General features: G+C 45.5%; 20 protein-coding genes. All 20 read left to right on the plus strand.

Annotation, left to right across the window (positions count from 1 at the left end):
• Nucleotides 1-10 precede the first annotated feature (10 nt).
• Nucleotides 11-217: a hypothetical protein gene (locus E7027_04370; protein MBE6421349.1), complete on the plus strand. Its 207-nt coding sequence runs from the start codon at nucleotides 11-13 to the stop codon at nucleotides 215-217.
• A gap of 131 nt (nucleotides 218-348) precedes the next feature.
• Nucleotides 349-756 (plus strand): hypothetical protein, encoded by a 408-nt coding sequence (locus E7027_04375; protein ID MBE6421350.1) that lies wholly within the window; start codon nucleotides 349-351, stop codon nucleotides 754-756.
• A gap of 127 nt (nucleotides 757-883) precedes the next feature.
• Nucleotides 884-1114 (plus strand): hypothetical protein, encoded by a 231-nt coding sequence (locus tag E7027_04380; protein ID MBE6421351.1) that lies wholly within the window; start codon nucleotides 884-886, stop codon nucleotides 1112-1114.
• A gap of 1 nt (nucleotide 1115) precedes the next feature.
• Nucleotides 1116-1361: a hypothetical protein gene (locus E7027_04385; GenBank protein ID MBE6421352.1), complete on the plus strand. Its 246-nt coding sequence runs from the start codon at nucleotides 1116-1118 to the stop codon at nucleotides 1359-1361.
• A gap of 3 nt (nucleotides 1362-1364) precedes the next feature.
• Nucleotides 1365-2393: a hypothetical protein gene (locus E7027_04390; GenBank protein MBE6421353.1), complete on the plus strand. Its 1029-nt coding sequence runs from the start codon at nucleotides 1365-1367 to the stop codon at nucleotides 2391-2393.
• Nucleotides 2390-2818, plus strand: a complete 429-nt coding sequence (locus tag E7027_04395) for a hypothetical protein (GenBank protein ID MBE6421354.1) — start codon at nucleotides 2390-2392, stop codon at nucleotides 2816-2818. The genes E7027_04390 and E7027_04395 overlap by 4 nt, the downstream gene beginning before the upstream one ends.
• 148 nt (nucleotides 2819-2966) lie before the next feature.
• Nucleotides 2967-3545, plus strand: a complete 579-nt coding sequence (locus E7027_04400) for a hypothetical protein (protein MBE6421355.1) — start codon at nucleotides 2967-2969, stop codon at nucleotides 3543-3545.
• Nucleotides 3542-4921 carry a hypothetical protein gene (locus E7027_04405; GenBank protein MBE6421356.1) on the plus strand — a complete coding sequence of 460 codons (1380 nt, stop codon included), beginning with the start codon at nucleotides 3542-3544 and terminating at the stop codon, nucleotides 4919-4921. The genes E7027_04400 and E7027_04405 overlap by 4 nt, the downstream gene beginning before the upstream one ends.
• Before the next feature lie 16 nt (nucleotides 4922-4937).
• Nucleotides 4938-5327: a hypothetical protein gene (locus tag E7027_04410; protein MBE6421357.1), complete on the plus strand. Its 390-nt coding sequence runs from the start codon at nucleotides 4938-4940 to the stop codon at nucleotides 5325-5327.
• On the plus strand, nucleotides 5328-6974 hold the full coding sequence (locus E7027_04415; GenBank protein ID MBE6421358.1) for a hypothetical protein: 1647 nt from the start codon (nucleotides 5328-5330) through the stop codon (nucleotides 6972-6974). It abuts the gene before it with no gap.
• On the plus strand, nucleotides 6971-7255 hold the full coding sequence (locus E7027_04420) for a hypothetical protein (protein ID MBE6421359.1): 285 nt from the start codon (nucleotides 6971-6973) through the stop codon (nucleotides 7253-7255). The genes E7027_04415 and E7027_04420 overlap by 4 nt, the downstream gene beginning before the upstream one ends.
• Entirely contained in the window at nucleotides 7233-7967 is a 735-nt protein-coding gene (locus E7027_04425; GenBank protein MBE6421360.1) for a hypothetical protein, read from the plus strand. The genes E7027_04420 and E7027_04425 overlap by 23 nt, the downstream gene beginning before the upstream one ends.
• Nucleotides 7967-8158, plus strand: a complete 192-nt coding sequence (locus tag E7027_04430) for a hypothetical protein (GenBank protein MBE6421361.1) — start codon at nucleotides 7967-7969, stop codon at nucleotides 8156-8158. The genes E7027_04425 and E7027_04430 overlap by 1 nt, the downstream gene beginning before the upstream one ends.
• Before the next feature lie 11 nt (nucleotides 8159-8169).
• Nucleotides 8170-9063 (plus strand): hypothetical protein, encoded by an 894-nt coding sequence (locus E7027_04435; GenBank protein ID MBE6421362.1) that lies wholly within the window; start codon nucleotides 8170-8172, stop codon nucleotides 9061-9063.
• A gap of 75 nt (nucleotides 9064-9138) precedes the next feature.
• Nucleotides 9139-9717, plus strand: coding sequence for a hypothetical protein (locus tag E7027_04440; protein ID MBE6421363.1), 579 nt, complete (start codon nucleotides 9139-9141; stop codon nucleotides 9715-9717).
• On the plus strand, nucleotides 9707-12286 hold the full coding sequence (locus E7027_04445; GenBank protein ID MBE6421364.1) for a hypothetical protein: 2580 nt from the start codon (nucleotides 9707-9709) through the stop codon (nucleotides 12284-12286). The genes E7027_04440 and E7027_04445 overlap by 11 nt, the downstream gene beginning before the upstream one ends.
• A gap of 9 nt (nucleotides 12287-12295) precedes the next feature.
• Nucleotides 12296-12844, plus strand: a complete 549-nt coding sequence (locus tag E7027_04450; GenBank protein MBE6421365.1) for a hypothetical protein — start codon at nucleotides 12296-12298, stop codon at nucleotides 12842-12844.
• Complete coding sequence (locus tag E7027_04455; GenBank protein MBE6421366.1) at nucleotides 12841-14541, plus strand: hypothetical protein; 1701 nt, start codon at nucleotides 12841-12843, stop codon at nucleotides 14539-14541. The genes E7027_04450 and E7027_04455 overlap by 4 nt, the downstream gene beginning before the upstream one ends.
• Nucleotides 14542-14543: 2 nt before the next feature.
• Nucleotides 14544-23039, plus strand: coding sequence for a hypothetical protein (locus tag E7027_04460; protein ID MBE6421367.1), 8496 nt, complete (start codon nucleotides 14544-14546; stop codon nucleotides 23037-23039).
• Between the two features lie 3 nt (nucleotides 23040-23042).
• Nucleotides 23043-23398 (plus strand): hypothetical protein (locus tag E7027_04465; GenBank protein ID MBE6421368.1); only part of this gene is annotated, 356 nt, incomplete at its 3' end.

The following is a 23398-nucleotide window of genomic DNA, read 5'->3' on the forward strand; positions in this document are numbered from 1 at the left end:
GAGAGAGATGATGAGTGGTAGCCGATTGGTGTGGTGGTTGGAAGTACCGGAAATTTGTACCGGTTGGGCTGTTTGCCGAGACTTGGAGAAAGGTTCTCTTGTAAAAGTGAGGACTTTAGAGGGGCGCGAATTAAATGTTTGCCGAGAGGACTTGCATTTAAGTTACGGAAGTGCCGCTTTGGAATTGGAAAAAATTGTGCGTATGACGAGGGTATAACGATGGAAACATTTGAATATTGTGAATACTGCGGGGATAAGTTTTTTAAGGAAGACTTAAAAGAAACGCCTAACGGACGGCGTATTTGTTCGGTTTGTGCCGAGAAAATGGGCTTTATTTGAGGAGTATTTATGAGCATGTTAACGATGTATTGGATTATAAAGTTAGATGATTTTAGATGTGCCTTAAACGGGGCTTGGGCGGCTTCGTTTACTATGTTTGTTGTCGTTGTTGTTGTGTTAGGGATTTTAGGTTCAGATTATGGCTTTGAATGGTTTTGGAAAAGATGTCGTCCGATTCTTTTGTTACTCGTGTTTGGCTTTGCTTCGTTATTGGTGCGTAGTTTTTTGCCCAGCACCAAACAAATGGCGGCCATTATTGTTATTCCGGCAGTGCTTAACAATGAACGAGTGCAGGTGTTGGGAGACAAAGCACTGGATACGGGAGATTTACTCCTAACGCTTGCCCAAGAATATATACAAGAACACCTAAAAAAGCCGGAGGGCGGGAACAATGCCTCCCATAACAGTAACTTTTGAGCAAGACGGGAAGCGGGCTACCGTTACCTTAACCAGGAACGATAAACTTTTGAGACGGGAAGCAGGCTACCGTTACCTTAACCAGGAACGATAAAAAAAAGACTTTGAAATTATTAAGAGGGCAGATATGGCAAAAGCACTAAATATAGAGAGAGTTTCTCTTATGGTTTTGGGCCTGCTTGGGGCCTACGCCGTTGTTAGTCATGGTTATGACTCTGTTTTTATTGTCAACAAACATATTACTGTTTTGGTAGGGCGGAACGGATATAGTTTTAAGGATCATAAAACAGGAAAAACCCCTTCCAAAGAGATGCAAAAACTCATTATCCGATGTATTAAAAAAAACCAGGAGAAATAGTATGACGAAAGCAAAAAAGAAAATCCTTGAGCAAGGATGGAAAGAAAGGTTGGCGAAGGAATACTCCCAAACCAAAGAACGGTATGAAAAAATACATAAAACCATTGTGAAACTTGAAGCAGGGACATGCCCTTTTGAATCTTCTTGTTCATTAGATCTTCTTAAACGCCAAGCAAAAGCGATTGGGAAATATCTGTTTATCCTTGAGGTTCGTGCAGAACAGGCAGGCATTGTGTTGCAGGATTAGAACATGAGCAAGGGGTTTGTGAAAACATGGCGAAGTGAGGCGGATATTCCCCAGTTGTGGCAGAATACTACCCTTTTTTGCGTGTATCAAAAACTAAAGATTTTGGCCGCGCGGCCTGGGTGGACAGTAACCCTGTCTATCCCCGCGCTGGCCAAACGAATTTGTTTGTCCCCAAACACCTTGCAGAAGTCCATCAAGGAATTAGCGGAAATCGGCCTTATTTATGCCGGAAAGAACGAAGAGGGGGTAACCCGCCTGGAACTTCTTTTTTGCGAAAATGAGCCCGATTTAGAGGGATTGACGGTGGGTGTAACGCGCGCGACGAGCAAGCAACTGGCACAGGCGCGCCGAACGGCCCCGAAACGCGTATCAAAAAATGATATGCCTGCAAAGCCGTCTATGTCAAAAAATGACATACCCACCATATCAAAAAATGACATGCCCACTTTATATAAACAAGAAGAACTACATAGCAAGAAAACTACTAACCCCCTTCTATCCCCCATGGACTTTATGGCCGAATTTGCCTCTTTTTGGAATTTGTACCCGAACAAGAAAGGAAAACAACGCGCTATTAGACGGTGGAAAAGAGGGGCTTACGATGTAAGCAAGATCCTGCCGGTGTTGGCTAAACAAAAGAAACTGCGAGAGTGGAACAAACAAGACGGCCAGTTTGTGCCGCGCGCTGATGCGTATCTTAACCAAAAGCGCTGGGAAGATGTGTTACCTGTCGGAGAAGAGTTTTACATTTTGGACTTCAAAGAACCCAAAACCGAACGCGAAACGACTTTGAGAAACTGGATTTCAGTTGTAAGTCCTTCCCTTTTGAAAAACGACAATCAAAAAATAAACAGCGTTTTCGAAAAAGACAGATGCGCGTTTGAAGAAATTGTGGCGCTTGCCGGAACAGTATCTGCTGCTTTCGAAATCATGCGACACGGCTGGCGAAAAGGATGCAACGGTATGTTGTCTATCCGTGAAAAAGCGGCCGCTTACAGGGACGAATTGAAACGAGAAGGTAAAATTGTATGAACAAAAAATATGTACGCTCTTTTGGTGAACAACCAAACAACGCGCCGGTGGCGGCGATAAAAAGGCCCGCCTCGTGGTGTGAAGCCTGTGGCAAACATTTTGTGGCCGCGCGCCCTGTTTTTTTGGAGTATATGGGCCAAAATTACGAGGTGTGTCAAAGAAATGTATGTCTGCGCTGTGGGCATATCCCCGTTTGGAGAAATGCTGATGATGCTTTTCCTGCGTTTTGGACTCGGCGCAGTAACGGGAGTATTTCGGTGCATAAAAGAGATTTCTTTTTGCCGCGTTCTCTTTATGAGACCGAAGAAGGGAAAGCCGATGTGGGGTTGAAAGTGCGCATCATTTCGGCCCTTATCATCTTGGCGCAAAAAGAACCGACAAACACTATTTTTTCTTATTCTTTAGTAGAAAAAATGATTAAATAATAAGCATTTATAAATTTAGCAACAATTTTGTTCCTAAATAGGGGTTGAATTTTTTTAATTTATTTACCACAATATATGTACTTAACGGCCTTACTGGACTTAAGGCTAAAGCACCCTTGGGGTGTTCTGTCCGGTAAGGTCGTTTTTTGTGGCTAAAACTAACTTAAAAGAAGTTCTTACAGTGGAAATAGAACGCGCCGAAAAGATACTCTCGGCACGCAAAACCGCTCCACAAAACTTCCAACTCCAACTTTTTGAAGAGTTGGAAGATTATAACGCCCTGCAAAAAAAGAAAAACCCAAAAAACTCGGCCGGACTTACCATAAGCCAAGAAGTGTTTGCGCGCCTGCTTGCCTGCGGCCTTACCAAAACTGAAGCCTATATTCGGGCCTACGAATTAACCAACTATAAACTTTCTACCGTCTATCCCAAAGCGTGCCGGTTGTCAAAAGAGGACAAGATTGTGGCAAGGGTTGAGGCTTTGAGAAGGGAAATTGAGGATAAGGCCCTCATGAGCCCGACGGAGTTTTATCAAATCATTACCGAAAAAGCGAGAAAAGAGGGCAAGGAACAGGCTTGGGCGCTTGAGCAAGTGGGTAAATGTTTGGGAGTGTATAAGGCCGATAAAGGCCTGCCCGGAAGTGCCGATGCTCCGTTTGTGATTAAGTATTTAGACGAAGAAACTCCCGTGGCTACCGTTGGGGGATTTAGCGGAGGGAAAGCATGAACGAACTGCTGATACCTTACCGCGCAAGACACCCGCAAACCGAAATCCACCCGCAACTGGAAAGCCACCGCTTTTCGGTGCTTGTTACCCATCGCCAAATGGGTAAAACCGTGTGTGCGATTAACCACCTTATCAAAATGGCTATAAAAAACCCGCGCCCCGCCGCGCAGTATTTCTATATTGCCCCTTACAGAAACCAAGCAAAAAACCTTACTTGGGATTATTTCAAAAGATTTTTATCTGCTTTTGTCCGCGCTCCGTACAAAGACCGCAACGGAAGTACCCATTATGCGCAACTGGTTAAGTTTAACGAGAGTGAACTTTCTGTTGATATTAACGGAAAGGCCCTGATTCGCGTGGTGGGGGCAGATAACCCTGATGCCTTGCGCGGTAACTATGCGGACGGAGTAGTGCTTGATGAGTTTGGGGATATCCGCCCCGATGTATATACCGAAATTATCCGCCCGATGCTCATTAGCCGAAACGGGTGGGTGGTTTTTATGGGCACGCCAAAGGGGCAAAACCAGTTTTATGACATTTACCTTCATGCCGCCAGCGAATACGCCAAAAAACCAAACGGAGATTGGTGGGCGGGAATGTATCGCGCCGATGAAACGGGGGTATTTCCTGCCGAAGAGTTGGCGCAAATTAAAAAAGAGACCGCCGAAAACATTTTTAAGCGCGAGTATCTTTGTGATTTTTCCACCTCTGCCGAAGATTGTGTGTTTTCGGGTGAAATGCTGATGCAAGCCGAAAAGAACAATTTTGCTTTTTCGGGGGGAGAAAGGGTGGCCGCCTTGGACTTGGCACGCTACGGTGCCGATAATACGGTGCTTGCTGTTTGGGAATATGCCGGCCCCAACAAGTGGAAGGAAGTTTCTATTGAGGCATGGAACGGAAAAGATGCCATGTACACGGTGGGCCGTGTGGCAGATGCCAGCAAAACCTATAAGTTTAATCGCTTGATCGTGGATGGTGACGGTATGGGCGGGCCCGTAATTGACCGATTGAAAGAAGTGGTGTCTTTTGAGGTGCAAGAATTTCACGGAGGACATGTAGCAGAAGATGCGGAAAGATTTGCCAATAAACGGGCAGAAACTTACTTTGCCTTGCATGATTTTTTTGAAAAAGGATATGTGGAACTGAAACATAAGCCCGCACTTACTGAATTGGCTATGGTAACTTACTCGTTTAACTCTAAAGGTCAAATTAAGATGTTTTCTAAAGAAGAATTAAGAAACAAAGGGGGAAAAAGCCCCGACTATGCCGATGCCGTAATGATGAGCGCTGTACTCTTTAAGCGGTCAAACGCTGTGAATTTCCGCGGCAACAATGGCCGTCGAATACTGACGGCGTATGGTGGTTTTGATTTTTAATTGGGAGGTTTGGAATATGAGTTGGTGGAGCAAGAAAGTAAAAAAACATATGGGGAAAATTGCCGGTGTCACGCTCGGGGCTTTGGCCGGTTATCTTACCATGGGCGTAGGCGCGGGGCTTCCGGCGGCTCTAGGGTGGGGTACGGCCGGCGGTTTAGCCGGTTATGCCGGTGGCGATAGTGTAGATACCGCTCACGCGGCCGCTAAACTGCAAGAACAACAGGCAGACGAAGCCAAAAAACAGGCCGAAGAGCAGAAAAAAGCCACTTTAGCCGCCGCGGAAGCCGAAAGCATCAACGCCGATCGCGCTGCTTTGAAAACACGCAAAAAATACGGCCGCGCCAGCACGGTTCTCGGTGGTACTGCTAATGCCGGTGGTGCTGCAAAGCGTTTATTGGGGGAATAAATGGATTTGAGACTCTCAAAGAAATACGACGAGTTATCCCACAGGCTCTCTGTAATGGAAGGCAAACGATCCTCTTGGGAATCTTTGTGGCAGAGAATCGCAGAACTGGCCGACCCTAAAAATGCCACCTTTACGGTGGAAAGAACTTTTGGACAAATTGATAAAGGCCAGCGTAAAACCGACAGCACTTTGGCTTTGACCGTTCCCAAATGGGCCAACGCTATGGACGGGCTCACGACTCCGAAAACGCAGAAATGGCACGGCTTAACTATCACCGATACCGATTTAGCGGACAAGTACAGAGACTACTTTGAAGCGTGCCGCGATGTGCTGTTCTCGATTCGCTACGGCGCGGGCAGTAACTTCTCCTCCGCCAACAACGAAAACTTAAAGATGATTGGCTTTTACGGAAACGGGCCTTTCTCTGTGACCGAAAACTACGGTAAAGGAATAAATTACAAAGCATGGCCGGTGCAGGAGTTTTTTGTGGAGCAAAATAACTTGGGGGATATTGATGTTTTTTTCCGCAAGTTTACCTTAAATACTCGCCAAGCCTTGCAAGAATTTGGGGAACATACGCCCGCCGATATAAAAAAATGCGACAAATTGGATAAAGAGTGGCAATTTTTAATGGCAGTGTACCCGAACACCGATTATACACCCGGCCGTTTTGACGGAGCCAAAAAGAAATTTGCCTGCGATTATTTGTGCTTAACAACCAAAGAAGTGGTTTTGCAAAGCGGGTTTGATGTCTGCCCGTTCTGCTATCCGCGCTATGATGTTTTGCCGAACTTGCAAGACCCTTATGGCTATTCGCCGACGATGCTTTTACTTCCGGAAATTAAGAAATTGGCTTCCATGGGCAGAAGTAACTTGCGTGTGGCCGGTAGAGCAAGCGACCCCACTTACTTAATGGCGGACGAGGATATTATCGGCGTGGATCGTGTAGGTATGCCAAATGCTTTGATTCCCGGCGGTTTAGATGCAAACGGCCGGCCGCGCGTGCAAGCCCTGCAGAATCCGGGCCAATTGCCGTTCTCGCTCGAAATGCTGCAAGACATGAGACAGTTAATCCGCGAAGGGTTCGATATGAACTTGTTTGCGACCATGATTAACAAACCGGATATGACTGCTACCGAGGTACTCCAACGCCAACAGGAAACGGCGGTACTCGTGGGGCCCACTACGAGCAGGCGCGAACGGGAATTTCTCTCCCATGTGATTGCCAAGGAATTTGAAATTGCCATGCGCGCGGGCCAACTCCCGCCGATGCCACCTGAATTGGCAGAAGCCCTATCTGCCGGTCAAGCAGAATTCCAAATCGAATATGAAAGCCCGATTAGAAGAGCCCAAGAAGCGGACTCCGGTACGGCTATTATGCGTACTTTGGAAGTAGCCGGTGCTTTGGCTCCGTTTGACCCTAGCATTAAAAACCAAATCAACGCCGGCCGCGTACTTAAAGAAGTGGCCAAAGTGTTTGGGGCTCCGTCCAAAATCTTTAACACGGACGAAGAAAAAGAAGCCCTTGATGCAAGTGATGCACAAATGGCCCAAGCGCAACAGATGCTCGAAGCCGCACCGGTTATGAGCCAAAGTGCCAAAGACTTGGCCGCCGCACAAGCAGCCACGGGGGCTGAACTGAGATGAAGAAATTATATGCAATTTTGTTCCGCAAGCGCTTGGCCTTCCGCGAGGTATTTGATGATAAAAAACCCGCGGTAAAGGTAGTTCTTGCGGAACTAAAACGCATCTGCCCCAGTAATCCCACTTCGGGGGCTGGAAATCCGCTTGATGAAAAACAGGTGTTTATAAACATTGGGCGCAGGCAGGTGCTTAATCACATATTGGGCATTATCCATATGCCGGACGAGAAATTAAACCAAATAGCACGGGAGGAAGAATTATATGGAACAAGAAGCGACGAATAGTGTTGCGGAACTTTTAGGTGCGGGGGAAACCTCTCCCGCCGAAACGGGAACCGAACCCCAAAAGACCCAAACCACAGTACCGGAAGGATATGTGGCTTTACCGACGGAAAAATCAACCCCTGAAGAACTGTCCGCTTTTTATGGGAAACTGGGCAGACCGGAAACGGCGGATAAATACGAACTGGCCGTACCGGAAGGATATGATGACTCCTTCCCCAAGGCCATGGCACCGATCATGTTTGAAGCAGGGCTCTCGCAGGCGCAAGCCGCTAAACTGGCCGAAGGGTGGAACGGGTTTATTTCCGCTAAAGCCGCCGAAGTAGAAAAAGCATACCACGCGGCACAAGACAAAGAAATGGCCGAACTGCAAACCGAGTGGGGGGCCGACTACGATAAAAACGAAGAAATCGCCCGCCAAGCCGCGCGCAAGTACTCATTAGACAACGAGACCTTAACCAAAATGGAACGCGCTATGGGTAGTAAGGCCTTGATGAAGTTTATGTACAAAATCGGCTCCACCCTCATGGACGCGCCGATTAAGGGCACAAACGCCGGTAACCCGCAACCCAACACCTATACGGCCGCACAGGCCAAAGCCAAACTTGACGAATTAAAAGCCGATAAAGAATTTGGAGCCAAATTTCTTGCCGGCGATAAAGAAGCCAAGCAGTTGTTTGATGCCTTGTGCACGGCTATGGCGAAGGGGGAATAATGCCTGAAAAAATAACCCGCGGGGAAGTGCGGCAAAAGTTGGAACTGCTCTTACGGCTTAACCCCATGAATTTTACAAAAGAAGTAATTTACGCGCATTTGGCGCCTGTGGTAAGCGCACTTGCGCAAGATTTGGGTAAAACCCAAAAAAACAAACGCTCTTCCGAGGAAAGAGAGCACGAAAATAAATAAGGAGAAAAAAAATGGCTATTGATGGAAAGAACTTCAGCAATATTGAAAAGCATGAAGTAGAGGTGAAATACTCTCAAAAAATGCAATTGCTTGCCCAGCAACAAAATTCCACCTTGGAATCTTGCGTAACTGTGGAAAACAATTTGAAAGGCAAAAATGTGTGTGCGGCAAACCAAATCGGTACTTTCTCTACCCGCGAACGCAGCACCCGCTTTGAAGAAACCCATGTCGTAGATGTGGATCGTGCGCAGCGCTGGTACGAACCGAGAATGTTTGACGGCGCGGCCCTATTCGATAACTGGGATAGAATCCGCATGGAAATCACGCCGGAAGATAAAGTGCTTGATTCTATGCGCGCGGCTTATAAACGCGATATTGATTCCGTTATTTTAGCGGCCTATTTCAGTAATAACAAAACGGGCAAACTGGCCGCCGAAACTACCCCTTACGATACGGCTATGACCGTTGGCGTAAATGAAGGCGGCGATATTTTGAAAAAACTTATCAAAGCCCGCACGAGATTTGTGAACCGTAATGTAGATATCGAATCCGAAGATATCTATTGCTTGGTTCCGGCTGCTATGGAAGACGAACTGATGGCGGCGGGTATTTATCTTTCTAATGATTATATGAACGATAAAGCCGCTACCAGCAAAAAATTACCCGCCTATGGTGGTATCAACTTCGTTCGCACGACTTTGCTTACCCCCTCCGACGGCAAAATTATCTGCCCTGTATTCTGCAAATCAGGTGTTGGGCTTGGTAAATGGTTGGATATCAGCGTGAAGTTAGGGGAACGCGAGGACTTGTCTTACGCAAACCAAATCTATATCTCCTATGCGCTCGGTGCTACCCGCTTGGAAGAAGCCAAATGCGGTGCGATTGAAGTGGCGGTTGCCGCCTAGTTTCCTCCCTGCTACGGCAGGCTGTGGGGGGAGTGATAAAACGCTCCCTCCACCAAATAAAAAGGGGTGGAGTAAATGTTAACAGAAGTAGAAATTGCAAATAAAGCACTTGGGAAGTTAGGTATTCGGCCCATTAGCAGTTTGGACGATCAGGAAGAAAGCGCGCGTGTGGCTAAGGCAATGTTTGGTACGGTGCGGGACTATGAATTATCTATTTACAGATGGCTTTTTGCGCTAAAAAGAACCCTTCTTGCTAAAGATGCCCAAGCACCCGCTTTTGGTTATGAAAACCAGTACTCTCTGCCCCCGGATTTCTTGCGCTTGGAAATGGTGGAAGGGAAACCCGCAAACTTAAAAGACAGTTATTTAATTGAAGGTAATAAAATTTTAACCGATTTGCCTGCCCCTCTTAAAATCATTTATATTTCCCGCGAAGTGGAAATGGTAAAATGGCCGCCGTTTTTCGTGGAAGCCTTCGCCTGTAAACTTGCCTACGAAATGTGCGAACGCTTAAAACAAGACCCTTCGCGTAAAAACACCTTGCTTACCGAATACCAACTGATTATCCGTGATGCAAAACGCGCCAACGCGATTCAATTGCCGGCGCAAGCATTACCTGCCACAGAATTGGAGATAGCACAGTATGGCTTCTAAAGTAACCGGATCGCGCTTACAATTCAATACCGGGCTAATCTCTCCGGAAGCAGAGGCGCGCGTGGATATTCAACAGTACGGATATGCGTGCCGGCAGTTAACGAACATGACTCCTCATGTGGTCGGTGGCGTAAGCCGCCGTGGCGGGTCTGTTTATGTGCATGGAACACGCCAAAACGACGGGAAAACGCAGGCAGCCCTGTTGGTTCCTTTTACCGTAACCAAAACGATTTCTTATATGTTGGAACTTACCGACTACCACTTGCGCGTGTACCACAATCACGAACTTGTGACGAAGGAAGACGGTAGTGCGTATGATTTGCCGACTCCATACTCTTTGCAAGATTTGTTCGACGAAGACGGTTCTTCGCGCTTAAGTTATCTGCAAGTCAACGATGTGATGTACTTCTGCCACGAGAATCACCCCGTACAGAAGTTAAGCCGCTACGGTACGACGGATTGGAGATTTGAAGGACTTGTGCTTGATGACGGCCCTTTTGCCCGCGAAAATACAAACGAAAATAAGGTGCTTACGGCAAGCGGAGAAACCGGAATTGTGACTGTGGAAGCGAAACTTTCAGGTAGTGCCAAGAGAAAAGGAGACTTGGAAGTTCCGGCGGGAGGTGGCAATTTTGGTGCGGTTTTTACAATCGAGCAAGAAGGAAAAGAAATTGCATCAGGGTCAAAAAAAACATCTTACAACGAGGAAATTCATAAACCGTGGAACTCTGTCTTTGCGCAGATTATTAAATCTTCTAATTTGGGCCTTTCGATTGAAACCACAAACAATTACGAAGACTTCATCTTAACCGATGTTTCGGAAGGAAAAATCTACTCCGGAAAAACGCTTGTTTTTAAGTGTACTTTATGGGACGGAAGAGTCTTCTCGTATTCTTTGGAACTAGACGACACGGCGACCGAACTTGATATTTTCTCCGAAAGAGATGTTGGTCGTGTTATTCGATTAACTTCCCAAAATGTGGATACGAAGTATTGGTATATCGGCCGCGAAAGCGTGAAAAACGGAGACATCTTAAAGAGTGAAGGTAAATACTACGAAGCGCAAGCCGACGGAACCTGTGGAAGCATTAAGCCGCAACACACGGAAGGAACAGAATCCGACGGTAAAATAACTTGGAAATACCTTCATGCAGGTTACGGGTGGGGAACCATCACCAAATATATCTCCCCGTCTTCCGTGGAAGTAATTGTCAATGGACGATTCCCGAAGGAAATTTCTACATACAAATGGCAGATGGGCATTTTGGGTGAAGAAGGAAAATTCCCACATGTGGCCTTCTATTTCAAAGACCGTCTCGGCCTTGGTATTGATACAAAAGAAGGCATGAATATCTGCTTTTCCAAAACGGGAGATTACGAGAACTTTGCCGAGCAAGACTACGGCGAAGTGTTGAACGATTCTGCCTTCAGCATGACCATTTTGACTTCCCTTTGCAAACTTTCCTTCGTGAAGGAAAGCGAAGCCCTTTATGTGGGTACGCAAGGGCAGATTTTGCAGATTCGGCCGATGTCTTCGGGCGAAGTATTCGGCCCTAAAAATGTGGCCTACGATATTATTGCTCCTGTCGGGGCGAAGATGCTTGCTCCCATTAGCGTTGGCGGAAGTATGCTCTTTGCCGGATTGAAAGGGAAGGATTTGTACGACCTTGGCTATTCTTCCGATACCGAAACTTACGAGCCGACAGAAGTGAGCATTTTGGCTAAAGAGCATTTGGCTCAAGGCGTGATCGCATGGGCCTTGCAATACGAACCCAAACGCGTGGTATGGTGCTTGCGCCGTGACGGTAAACTGCTTGGCCTTACCTATAACAAGAGCCAAATGGTGCAGGCATTTCACTTGCACGAAACTGACGGGAAATATGTGTCTATTGCCGTGATTCCCTCTCCTGACGGGCAAACGGACGAACTGTGGGCCGTCGTAAAACGCGGGGAAGATTACCGGGTGGAATACTTTAGGGACGGGCTACCGGTAGATGTGCCGGCTGACTTAAGCACGGAAGAACGCGCCGAATTTAACCGGAAGTATGCCTTCTTTGTGGATAGCGGCCGCCAATACACTTTTGAAGCGCCTGTAAGCCGTTTGGAAGGGCTTAGTTGGCTTGGCGGAAAGGAAGTGGCGGTGTTGGCTGACGGGCAGGCATATACGGCCCATGTGGACGGACGAACGCTTACTTTGGAACTTAAAGAACCGGCAAGTGTGGTTACGGTAGGGCTTCCGTACAAAAGCACATTGGAACCTACGCCGATTGTTTCTACTTCTGCCTCTTCTGCCGTGGCGCGTATTAACCAAGTAGCAGTTCGCTTGCAGAATAGTTGCGGGTTTTGGTATGGGGACGGGGAAGTAAAAGACCCGTATGAATTGGAATCCGGAAACACTTTGAAAACCGGGGACGCGCTTATCCATTGGAACGGAAACCAAACCTTGCCCGATACAAACGACAAGGCCATTGTAAATACGACCGGCGCACGCATGGTATTCGAAACCGAATCGCCATTGCCATTGACTATTTTGGGGTTGTTCCCACAAATTGAAATTAGCGGAAATTAAGGAGAAAACATGGATTGGTTAACAGGTTTAATCGGGGCGGTAAGTAATACTTTTGCTGGGTATTATAACAGCAAAGCGCAGCAAGCGCAGTATAACGCACAAGCAGCGCGGGACGAAGCAAATGCTACTCGTGCGGCAATTGAAACTACTTTTGCCGAAGAGCAAATGCGCAAGAAGGGAAGGCAAGATATTGCGAACTTAACGGCTTCTATTGCCGAAAATGGGCTTATCGGTGCGGCATTTGACAAACTTGTGGAACAAAGCATTGAGAACGCTTATTTTGATGCCTTCAATGTCCGCAATCAAGGGTTGAGCGAATTTTACAACTACAAGAACTCTGCCGCCGAAAACCGATTTCAAGCGCGCAGTTCTGCTCGTATGCGCCGATCCGCTGTGAGTATGGGGATTGCGAAGGCGGGGGCTTTGGCTCTTGCCGGAGCGGCCAAATATAATCAACAAAAACTTGCTGATGACACGCTTGGCAAGATTAAATCCGGAGCAGAGGTAGAAAAGAATAATCTTTTCGCGGGCGGCATTGATTGGGGGAAAGTAAAATGAACGGAAAACCGAGAATAAATCCTATTGAACAACAAACATCCGTCCGCTTGGGCCGTGACCAAGTAGAGCGCAAAGTAACTTCCCCTATGGGTAGTGCTTTAGCCGGCATTGGCGACCTCGCCCAAATTATGGGCCAAGCCATGAAAGAGCGCGCCAGTGCCAAAGAGAAATACAACGAGCAACTTATTCGCAATTGGGAAGAGCAACTCTCCAACAAATACAAAGCACTCGGTGGGCAACTCAACCAAAGCCAAGACCCCGATGAATACGATTCCATTGCAAAATCCGCTTTGGACGACATGAAATCATCCGGCAAACTTTTCCTTGGCGAAAAACTCTATAAAAAATGGGAAGGAGAACACGGGCAGAACTATTATAACTCCATCGGTATTGATGTGGACAACAAAAAGCAGGGCCTTTATCAAAAAAAGGCGTACGAACTGGCAAAAGATACCGTAAAACAAATGGCATACAATTACGGCTATGCCGAAACAGACGAGGAAAGAGAAATTATCCATAAACAGTTTAGAGAACAAATAAATGATAAATCTTTTTCTCCCATTGAGGTTTTGGCTCTTACCGAATCTTTTAAGAAGGAATCTAGCAATTCCCGCTTGGCCTATTTGGTAGATAAATCACCCCAAACCATCGCCTCTGTAGATAAAGACGGCAATGTAATAAGCGTTATGGACGACCCAAAACAATATACAAACCTGACCATTGCGGAAAAAGTGGATTGGAAAAACAAAGCCCTTCGTATACAAGCGGCGCGGAAAAAAGATGAAGAATTGGCCGCTAAAAAGGGGAAAGAGGATTATTTGTATATGCGTGCGGCAAAACTGGCAGAAAGCGACCCGCTCTCTTTACAAAATGAAGTGATTGGCGCAAAGGCCGATATTTTTGCCTTTCAACAAAAATTGGCCGAAAAGGGAGTGTCTGTCGGTATCAAGGACTTAAATTCTTACTTAGATTTTGTGCAAAAAAACCTGTTAGATGACCCTTTCACTCCTTTGGGTAAACAAAAAGCCGCTAATTTTGCCTCCGCCGAAACGGCCTTTAAGGAATTTGGAATCAAGGACGGAAAAGTAAAAACAGGGAATCTTGATAATACGGAAAACTTATTGGGCATTATCAATCGGTTACAAGCGGGTATTAAAAACGGAGATTATAGCGAATCTGATTCAAAAAAAGCCCGCGAATATGCCCACCAAGCGGCGGTAGTTCTCGGCGAAAAATTAAAAAAAGCAAACAACTGGGAGTGGAACGGTTTTGACGGTACTGAATTTTTACAAAACTCTATTTCAAAAATGGCCAAAAGAGAAGGATTATTTGATGCTTTTGCTCCTGAAGATTTAGCGGGCATGTATATAAGCGCCGTGCAAATGGCCGACGAACAGGGAATCAATTTAAGTTCCCCTTTCAAAGAAAACCGGGAAAAACTTACCGCCGTATGGAACAAAGCCCGCACGGAATTTATTGCGGCGAAACACGGAGTGCCGGTAGATACGGTAGATGCGGCTCTTATGGGGGGGCAACTGGTTGCCTTGATGCGAAACCCCAAAGCAGGAAAAACCGAAAAAATGGCCGAAGCCAAAGGGCTTATCGACCAATACAAAGCAAAGAAATGGAATGGCACGAATTTGCGCGCCAAACAAAGCCCCAATGGGCAAGTATCTGTTTACTTCGATGAGGAATAACTATGGACGAAAAAACCGATTTTAATTTGCAATCCGCACCCCATAAACAATCCGTATGGGTAGATAAATACAATATCCCTGTAATGACCGACTTAAAACGGCCCGACGAAATTTTGTATGCCACTGAAACCCAAGTACTCGGCAAGCCCAAAACGAACTACTTTGCCATGATGGATTTTGAAGAACCGGTGGAAGAAACTGCCAAGCATGCCTTGGGGGAAATGGCCCTTCACTCGTTGGAAAGTTTCGCTCCGGGGGCGTTTGCCGCGCGTATGCTTAGCAAAAACCCGTTTGTCCGCGGTTTATCATCAGCCGTAATAGACACCGCTCGCGCCGGTGTGGCGCATACGCTTAAAGATGTGGCTACTGTAAACACTTTCCTCGGTAGTGATACGGATTCCCTATTAGAAAGACACCGAAAAATAGATGAAGCAAACCCTACCATGCCGGCTGTTTTGCGTTGGCACGAAAAAGCAAAGGCTGATTTCAAAGCCAAGGCCGATTTTTTGAGACCTTTTAAGCCCGTAGAAGAAGAAAAAATCAAAGAACGCATCACGGCTTTGAGCGCGGAACAAAAGAAGGTGGACGAATTTAACCAAAAAGTAAAGTATGTAGTGGATAACTTTTTATCCCAAACGGGCCTTGCCAAAACGGAAAAAGACGGCTTTTGGTACGATTTGGGATCCGCCGGGGGAAGTGTGCTGACCTCTATTGCTTTGTTGGCAGCAGCCCGTAATCCTGCCATCGGGGCCATGATTTTTGGCGCGGCAGAAGGCCAAGGCACTTACGAAAGTGCCGTTGCGGCCGGGGTGGCCCCCGAAGATGCTTACCGGTTGGCCAAAACAAACCAAGCCTGGATTACCGCTACCGAAATGGTGGGAGATAAATTCTTTAGCAAACTGCTTTACGGAAAAGGGATTCTTGGTAAATACTCCAAGCGTATTTTGGAACAAAGTAAAAACGCACGCAAAATAGAGCAAGATTTGCTTGTTGCGGGTGTTGGCTTGGTGGAAGGGGGGACGATTGAGGCAAGCCAAGAAACCTTGCAAAATGTAGGAACCGATATTATCCACAATTTGGGTGGCGCTGATGATAAAAAGGTGGGCGAAATTATTAAAGATGCGCTTTATGCGGGGCTTTTGGCTTTTGTGCTCGGTGGTGTGCCTGGCGGCGCAATCGGTGTGGCGCAATTAAACAAGTATGCCGATAATGTGAGTAAAGAATTGCAAAGCATGGGTGTACCTGCCGATCGCGCGGCCGAAATCGCCCGTGAAACGGCTTTAACCGTAACCGCCAGTGAGTTTGTGGACGATTCTATCAAAGCCGTTAGTAGCGAAATTAACAGCCCTTTAACAGCCGAGGATAGAAACCCTGCCGAATTTACCCGCGTAATGACCGAAGCGCAATCTCGCGAAATTGACCAAACCGCATGGGAAGTGGCGGGTAAAGTAGAAAAAGAAAGTTTACAGGCCGGTGTTGCGCCCGAAGTGGCCACCGCTACCGGTCAAGTGGCCCAAGCACTGACAAACAGTTTCTACCGCCTTACCAAACTGACCCCGAAAGACCAGGCCCACTTTAATATTTCTATTTTGAAAGGCGGGCAAAACAAACAATTGCCGGCTTTCAATCAAGCGGCGGCGATGTATAGAAATCCTGCAAAAAGTTTGTCTGAATTTGTGGAGTTTTCCAAAAACAATCACGGCAATCCGAAGGAAGATAATAAAAGTTTTTATAGATTTTTCACACAAGAAGGGTTAGAAATTGATTTGCCTTTTGAAAGAGCGATTCATAGTGATAAAGAACATCATTTAAGCCCTGATGAATTAGAAATTGTAGAGAACTCTTTTACAAAGCCAGAATATGCTGTGTTGTTGCCAAAAACAGGAGAGTATGGCGGCAGACAATTAAAATTAAAAATAAATACGAAAATCGGGAAAATGGGAAGTGTTTTGGAAATTTTGCCGACCGGAAGAGTTTTCTTAAATACCTTCTTTTTTGATAGTGATGCCAATATAGATAATTGGGCAAAAGAAAACCTTCCCAACACGCCTAGTGCAAGACCGGTGTTTGTTGGCGAAGGCAATAATAGTATAGCGGATATTGTGGAAAAAATCAAGGGAGAAAAATCTTTCATTGATATAGATAAAATAGACCAAGAAATCAAGCCCGGCACATCTATTGAAGAAATTATTTCTACTCCTGCTTATAAGAATTTTGAAAAAGAGTGGCAAGAAGGAAATAGGTTGCAGGCAGTTGAAAACTATGCAAAATCCTTACTCCCGGAATTTGGTTTTTCCTACAAACAAACTAATCAAAGCAAAAAAAGTGAAAGCAGATATGTATTGTTTAGTGTGGGGAAAGAAGTTTCCACTTTGCGCATTTCTGCTCATAAAGACCCTGACAAACAGGCCGCTCGTTTTAGTGTAAATGTTAACGATAATCCTGAAAAAATAGCCCAAAACATTGATTTATTTTTCCATAATCCTTTGGCTGATTTAACCAAAGTTGTGACATACTTCCAACGCGGTTTCCATGGTAGCCCGCATCAATTACAAGGGGGGAAAATCTCTCTTTCTTATGTTGGCAGCGGGGAAGGCGCACAAGTTCACGGGCATGGTGTGTATGTAGCCAAACAAAAAGAAACAGGCATTTACTACCGAACGATCAGAAACAGCGGGGAAATTTTCTACAAAGGCCAACCTATTGAAGAATTAAGAAATAATTTGGAAAAAGCCAAAGAATACAGTCGTGCTGCTTTGGTGGAAGATTTTGCGCTAAAAATGGATCACGAAGCATTGGATAGAAATTACCACTCTGCCGAAGATTTGAAATGGTTTGAAGGGGAAATTTTACCCGATGTAAAGCAAGAAGGTACTTTGGTTGAAGTGGAAATCCCCGAAAACGAGGTGCTTTTGGATGAAGATAAACCCTTAAGAGAACAACCTGAACCGGTAAGAAAAGCCATTTTGGCTTATATGAACGACAACCCCGATGCCTATATCGCCCCCAAAAGCATTGATGATTTGGGGCCTACCGACGGGCGGAATTTTTATAATGATGTGGCCTTAAATGAGCGCAGAAAAGGGGCGAAAGGGGACGGTACCCAAGAAGCCAGCCAAACGCTTAATAAATACGGCATTAAGGGCATAAAGTATGACGGCGAACAAGACGGAGAGTGCTTTGTAATTTTTGACGAGAACGCCATAGAAATTAAAAAGACTTTTTACCAACGAAACAAAAAAGAAGTTTTTGGGGAATTGCCGGAAATTAAAAAAGAAAGCAGAACTCAAAAAGCCGATGTGGCTATTTTGCCCGAATTTCAAAGCATCTTAAACGAAGAAATACAACCTGTCAAACTAACGGAAACTTATTCTGATGATGTGCTTTTTACCCAAGGAGCAGATTTTAGAGAATATCTGCATGCCAATTTGGAAGAAATAGAAGGTAAATTTTATGTTTCTTCCGGGGCTTTCAAGGCTCTGGTAAGTAATAGAGATGTCAACAAAATGCTTAATACATCTAATAATTTTTCTTCTAGTGATTTCAAAAAGATGAACAGGTTTTTTGTACTTCAATTAAAAAATCTTTTGCCTAATGCTGTTTTGGTTAAAAGATATGCGGATTTGAATCATAATAAAAATTCTTTTTATGAACGCCGCTTTGTTCCTGTAGAATACAACAATGATATTTACATTGTAAAACTTACTTTGCAAGAGTTTTTGTATCCTAGAAAAGAGTTTTCTAAAAAAGTGTATGAAGAAAACGGCCAAAAAGACTACGGTGAATATAATGTAGAAATTGTCAAAAAGATAACCCTTGGGCACGTTGCACATCCATCGAAAGATGTTGTGCAACACGCTCAAGGGTCTAAAGATAGTATAGACAATAATTCTCAAAGAGTCAAGGGGGTAACTTGGGCCCAAGCATTGGAAGGGGTGGTGGATAACAGCGGGGCCTATCTGCCCAATGTAAAAGTTTACACCCAAAACCCGTCCGACCCGCGCGGTATGGTGGAAATTGACGAAAAAGCACACGAGGCCATTATCCGTGTGTTTGAAAACAGCGACCCTTCCACCATTGTGCACGAACTGGCACATATTTATCTTACGATGCTCCAAAATGCCGCCAAAGTGAGCATGGACGAAAACTTCCAAAAGTTAATGGAAGATATTGATGCTTGGCTGGGTGCGCCGCAAGGAGCGGACGGCTCTTATAGTGTAGAACAGCAAGAAAAGTTTGCCCGCGCTTTTGAAGGGTATTTGGCAGAAGGAAAAGCCCCAAGCAAAGAAATGGAAGGGGTTTTTGCTCAGTTTGCCCGTTGGCTGGCCGAAGTGTACGAAAGTGTAAAAGATTATCTGCAAATCACTCCCGAGGTGCGGAGCATCTTTGATCGCCTGCTTACGGTAGATGAACCCATTAAAAAGAGTAAATATGTGGGCAATGCCGAGCGTGCCAAAGAACTCTTAAACGCCATTAAAACAGGCCTAAAAAGCGAAGATGCTTTGGAACTGGGGGAAATGAAAGCCCTGTTAAAAACGGCTTCTACGCGCCGCCCTGCCGCGCCTAAAAACCACCTGCTCAAAGACCTGAAGAAATACGGGGCCGAGTACGCAAACGCGGGCCAGGTAGATAAAGAGGCCTATGCCAATGCCGGTGTGAAAGATAAAAAAGGCGGTATTGATGACCGCCCCGATGTGTGGTTGCAGGCCAAAGGGTATATGGATTTTGAAGAATCTACCGAAGAAACCCTTGCACGCGCCTGGCAGATGATAGAAGATGCTTTAGACGGTAAAGAAGTGTACCGGTTGGAAGATGCCGATCGTGCGGCCCAAATTGAGGCATACGACGAAAACTTAAAACTCTTGCAGGAAGTGTTCCCCGACTTAATGGAAACCGCAAACGCAAAACGCCTGATTGCCGAGTTGGAAAGAAAAGGCTATCGCGTGGTGGAAAAACAGGATATTGATAAACTGGAAAAACAGTTGGCCGAGTTGGAAAAAATGTCTGCCGGGGCAACTTCTCAAAAGGTTGGGTTGACGATAGAAGATTACAAAAGGCCAACCCATGATTTTCTTCTTCCGCCCTTGCCGGAAGAAGTGGTTAAACAGTTAGGAGTTGAAAACAAAAATGTTTTGCTCAAAAAGAACATTATTGAAAAAAATAAATCTCATCATAAAGATTTATCGCTAGACGAATATAATGATATTTTATCTCGAGGTTTGTATTCTCCCAGTTTGGTATTAAAAACCAACCCAAAAGAAAGCCCTAATTATTTTAATTTTATTTTTGAAGGAACGGATAAAAATGATAATGTCGTTGTGGAAATTTCTGCCGAAAAAGAAAACGCAGAAATAGTAAGTTTCTACCTGATTGATAAAGAAAAATTAGACAAGAAAATAAAAAGAACCGACCGAAACGGGGGGCTATCCGTTAAAACGCTTACGCGTGGTCCCAGCCCAATTAGGACTCCTTCGGTTGGTTCATTAGATAGTATATCCGATAATAAGCAAATTTTCAAGGCCGCAAACCGTGTTCGTCGGGAAGTAATCAGCGAAATTGAAAAACGGCAACTTGCCGGCAAAGAGGAAATGCTCCGTTTTCTGAAACTGGCCAAAACACCCGAAGAAATCCGCCAAGCGGTGGCAGGTGTGCTAGATCAAGTGGAAAAGGCCTACGAAAAAACCGAAGAAGGAAAACAAGCCAAAGAAATGTTGGCTGTTCCTAATACGGACTACGGCAAAATTAAGATTCAAATTCTAAAAGAAATTAACGAAATTAACAAAACAACCTCAGCCCGCCTAGAAGAAGCGCAAAAGGTTTTGGATAGGGAGAGTTACCTTATCCGTAATTCCGCGCAAATAACCCCCGAAATGAAGGCGGAATTTGATACTGCACGCCAAGTGATAGACCAACTGCGCGGAGCGCCATACGAAAGGGCTATTCGCGCCGCGTTGGCCGGTATTCGCCATTTGCCTGCGGCCGATAAAGGGAAGTTTTTGCGTTCTTTTATGGGTGCCCGATACAAAAACTTCCTGCCGTACGAAATAGACAAACTCCTTGCACGCGCCAAAGAAGTGGAAGAACTGAACTACAAAAAACACATGATTAAAAAGATTCAGGACTTATTGAAAATGAATCTGTTTGACCGGAAGGGGAGTTTGAAAAAGGCCTTACTTGATGCGCCTACTATGAGCGCTTTGGCAGAAATGAAACGCGCCATGCGCCTTACGCCGGAACAAGCCGCAGAAGAATTAAATGCCCGTATGGCCTTGTTTACCGATAAACCGGCTAGCCCTACGGATAAAATCGTCAACGAACTTTTGTCTATTTTGGCAAACGATGTAAAGGATATTTCCACCACTCTTTGCAAACAAACTTATGACGATATTTCCGCCTTACGCAAAGAAGGCAGAAGCGCCGTAAATCTGCAAAAGATGATTATGGATTTTCGCACGGAAAAAGACAAAGCCGAAGTGCTTTTGGCCGTGAAGAAAAACAAAAAAGCCGGTGTTGTGAAAAAAATGTATGCCTCTTGGATAGCCAATTGGGAATCGTTCCTGGACTTGTGCACCGACAAAAACACCAAAGAAGAATACAGTATGCTCAACTTGGAGGCGGATACTATTGCCCATAACTGGCGGCGCCGGACGGAAATCATGGACAAAGTACGGGAAATTTATCGTTTGGGGAAAAATAGTGAAGTTCAAAGCAAAATGAACGAACTCCTTGACGAAAAACATACTTTCCTAAATTACGCACAAGTAGATAACAACCCCGACCCCGCCGCCATTAAACGCACGGGCGAAGTGTTTGAAGAAGAATTAAACAAAATGCAAATTATCACGCTCTATATTTGGGCAAAAAACGATGTGCTTTCCGACCGTTTGTTGGTGCAATATAAGCGCGAACAGTTGCAAAAAATGTTTATGGAAGTGTTAGATAGCCAGGATAGAAAAATGGGAGATTTTTTACAAGCCGAAGCAGAAAAATCTTACAACGAAATTAACGAGGTTTTCGTAAAAGAACGCGGTTATGATTTACCCAAAGTGAAGGCTTATTTCCCGTCAATTACCGAACGGGTGGAAAGCGAACTGGACTTTTTGCAAGCCGCCGCCGGAACAAGCAAAAACCCTTCATTTATTAAGGCTCGTGCAAATAGTGCGCTTATTCAAATGAAGCCCGAAAATCCGTTTGGTATTTTATTTAGACATATTGAACGGGCAAGCGATTATCACTTTAAGGCGGAAAAATTAAACCGTATCCGCCGCGTATTCAAAAGCCCGGTGCTTAAGCCTGCCCTTCAAAAACAGTTTGGAGAGGATATTTATAAACGCATGTTGGAGTTGATAGACCAATTCAGTGTTACCAAACCGCGTATTAACTATGAAATGGATAAATTGGGCGATTGGCTTACCAATAACTATGTAAAAGGTGCAATTGCTTTGAAGCCCACGATTGCCATTAAGCAGTTGGTAAGCAGTATTAACTATGCCGAAAATATGCCTTCGCACAAGTGGGTGCTTGGTTTTATAAAAGCATGCCTCCACCCGAGTCAAACCGTTAAGTTTATGAGCAGTGCCGACCCGTATTTGAAGGCCCGTTTTGAAAGTGGCTCGATGAACGAAGCCCTCGCCCGCGCAACGGCTGATGCAAAAGCCATCGGGGCTCGTGGTAAATTTGTGCGCCTGACGGACTTGCTAACCTTAAATACCCGCTTGGGGGATATTGGGGCTATTTGCTTTGGCGGCAAACCTTATGTGGATTATTTGATGAAGGAAAAAGGCATGACAAAGGCCGAGGCATTTGCCGAGTTTAGAAAATCTACTTTAAGAAGCCAGCAAAGCAATACACGAAGCAGTTTATCTACCTTGCAGGCAAGAGATATGAACTTTATCGTTCGCGGCTTGTTTGCCTTCAAAAACACACCTGCTCAATATGCCCGCAAAATTACTGACTCTATTTGGGAGTATCAACGGGGGGAAATATCTGTCGTTCAATTGGGTAAAGTTGTGGCTATTTATGGCTTAATAAACAGTTGGTTATATAGCATGCTTACCACCCTTGGGCTTTTGGCTTGGTTCAATGATGATGACGATGCGCCTGAAATGCTGGCGGACGAAATCTTTTTTAGCCCGTTTGTGCAAATGGCCGGCTGTCTGCCGGTGTTGGACATGGCTGTCGGTGCCGCGGCAGAAGTATTGAAAGCCAAGGCCTTTGATAAACGCCCTCGCTTGGAAAGACCGGAACTTCCCGTCGTAAGCGAACTGTTTGCTATGGGGCAAAAAGCACTAAAAGAAGATTTAACGGCTGAAGATGTGTTGGATCTTTTAGCCACGGCAGGCCACTTGTTTACGGGCTTGCCTACACGCTATGCAAAAGGATTTTACGCGGGTGCGCGGGATATTGCAAGCGGGGAAAACCCCATGCGTGGTTTCTTAACCGCGCTTGGTTATACGGAAAACCGGGCAAAAATCGCTACCGGAACTAAGGAGGATTAGTAAATGATTACGACGGAAAATTCACGGGCAGTGTATCAGGGGGACGGTAACACCAAAGAGTTTAGTGTGCCTTTTACCTTCTTTGCGAATGCGGCCGGGGTATTTGCCAAGCGCTATCAAATCAGCGTGTTTGTGGCGGATAAAGACGGTGCTGAAACCGAACTGGACGAAGACAAAGACTACGAAGTGGACGGGTTTATGGTGCGCCTACCGGAGCCCCTGCCAAAAGAAAAAATGCTTGTGGTTTTGCGTGATGTACCGCTTACACAGGAATTAAATTTACTTGACGGCCGTGAAGTGAAAGGGCCCGTGTTGGAAGCCCATTTGGATAAATTTGCCATGGCTTTGCAGGAAATGGC

Origin of the sequence: Elusimicrobium sp. (genome assembly GCA_015062115.1) — a bacterium.
In the GTDB taxonomy this organism is placed as follows: Bacteria; Elusimicrobiota; Elusimicrobia; order Elusimicrobiales; family Elusimicrobiaceae; genus Avelusimicrobium.

Bases quoted from the DNA above. Each gene is read 5' to 3' on its own strand.
- E7027_04405 (MBE6421356.1), top strand. From the start codon at position 3,542: ATGAACGAACTGCTGATACCTTACCGCGCAAGACACCCGCAAACCGAA.
- E7027_04420 (MBE6421359.1), top strand. From the start codon at position 6,971: ATGAAGAAATTATATGCAATTTTGTTCCGCAAGCGCTTGGCCTTCCGC.
- E7027_04425 (MBE6421360.1), top strand. From the start codon at position 7,233: ATGGAACAAGAAGCGACGAATAGTGTTGCGGAACTTTTAGGTGCGGGG.
- E7027_04435 (MBE6421362.1), top strand. From the start codon at position 8,170: ATGGCTATTGATGGAAAGAACTTCAGCAATATTGAAAAGCATGAAGTA.
- E7027_04395 (MBE6421354.1), top strand. From the start codon at position 2,390: ATGAACAAAAAATATGTACGCTCTTTTGGTGAACAACCAAACAACGCG.
- E7027_04390 (MBE6421353.1), top strand. From the start codon at position 1,365: ATGAGCAAGGGGTTTGTGAAAACATGGCGAAGTGAGGCGGATATTCCC.
- E7027_04410 (MBE6421357.1), top strand. From the start codon at position 4,938: ATGAGTTGGTGGAGCAAGAAAGTAAAAAAACATATGGGGAAAATTGCC.
- E7027_04440 (MBE6421363.1), top strand. From the start codon at position 9,139: ATGTTAACAGAAGTAGAAATTGCAAATAAAGCACTTGGGAAGTTAGGT.
- E7027_04430 (MBE6421361.1), top strand. From the start codon at position 7,967: ATGCCTGAAAAAATAACCCGCGGGGAAGTGCGGCAAAAGTTGGAACTG.
- E7027_04380 (MBE6421351.1), top strand. From the start codon at position 884: ATGGCAAAAGCACTAAATATAGAGAGAGTTTCTCTTATGGTTTTGGGC.
- E7027_04460 (MBE6421367.1), top strand. From the start codon at position 14,544: ATGGACGAAAAAACCGATTTTAATTTGCAATCCGCACCCCATAAACAA.
- E7027_04415 (MBE6421358.1), top strand. From the start codon at position 5,328: ATGGATTTGAGACTCTCAAAGAAATACGACGAGTTATCCCACAGGCTC.
- E7027_04370 (MBE6421349.1), top strand. From the start codon at position 11: ATGAGTGGTAGCCGATTGGTGTGGTGGTTGGAAGTACCGGAAATTTGT.
- E7027_04455 (MBE6421366.1), top strand. From the start codon at position 12,841: ATGAACGGAAAACCGAGAATAAATCCTATTGAACAACAAACATCCGTC.
- E7027_04385 (MBE6421352.1), top strand. From the start codon at position 1,116: ATGACGAAAGCAAAAAAGAAAATCCTTGAGCAAGGATGGAAAGAAAGG.
- E7027_04445 (MBE6421364.1), top strand. From the start codon at position 9,707: ATGGCTTCTAAAGTAACCGGATCGCGCTTACAATTCAATACCGGGCTA.
- E7027_04375 (MBE6421350.1), top strand. From the start codon at position 349: ATGAGCATGTTAACGATGTATTGGATTATAAAGTTAGATGATTTTAGA.
- E7027_04450 (MBE6421365.1), top strand. From the start codon at position 12,296: ATGGATTGGTTAACAGGTTTAATCGGGGCGGTAAGTAATACTTTTGCT.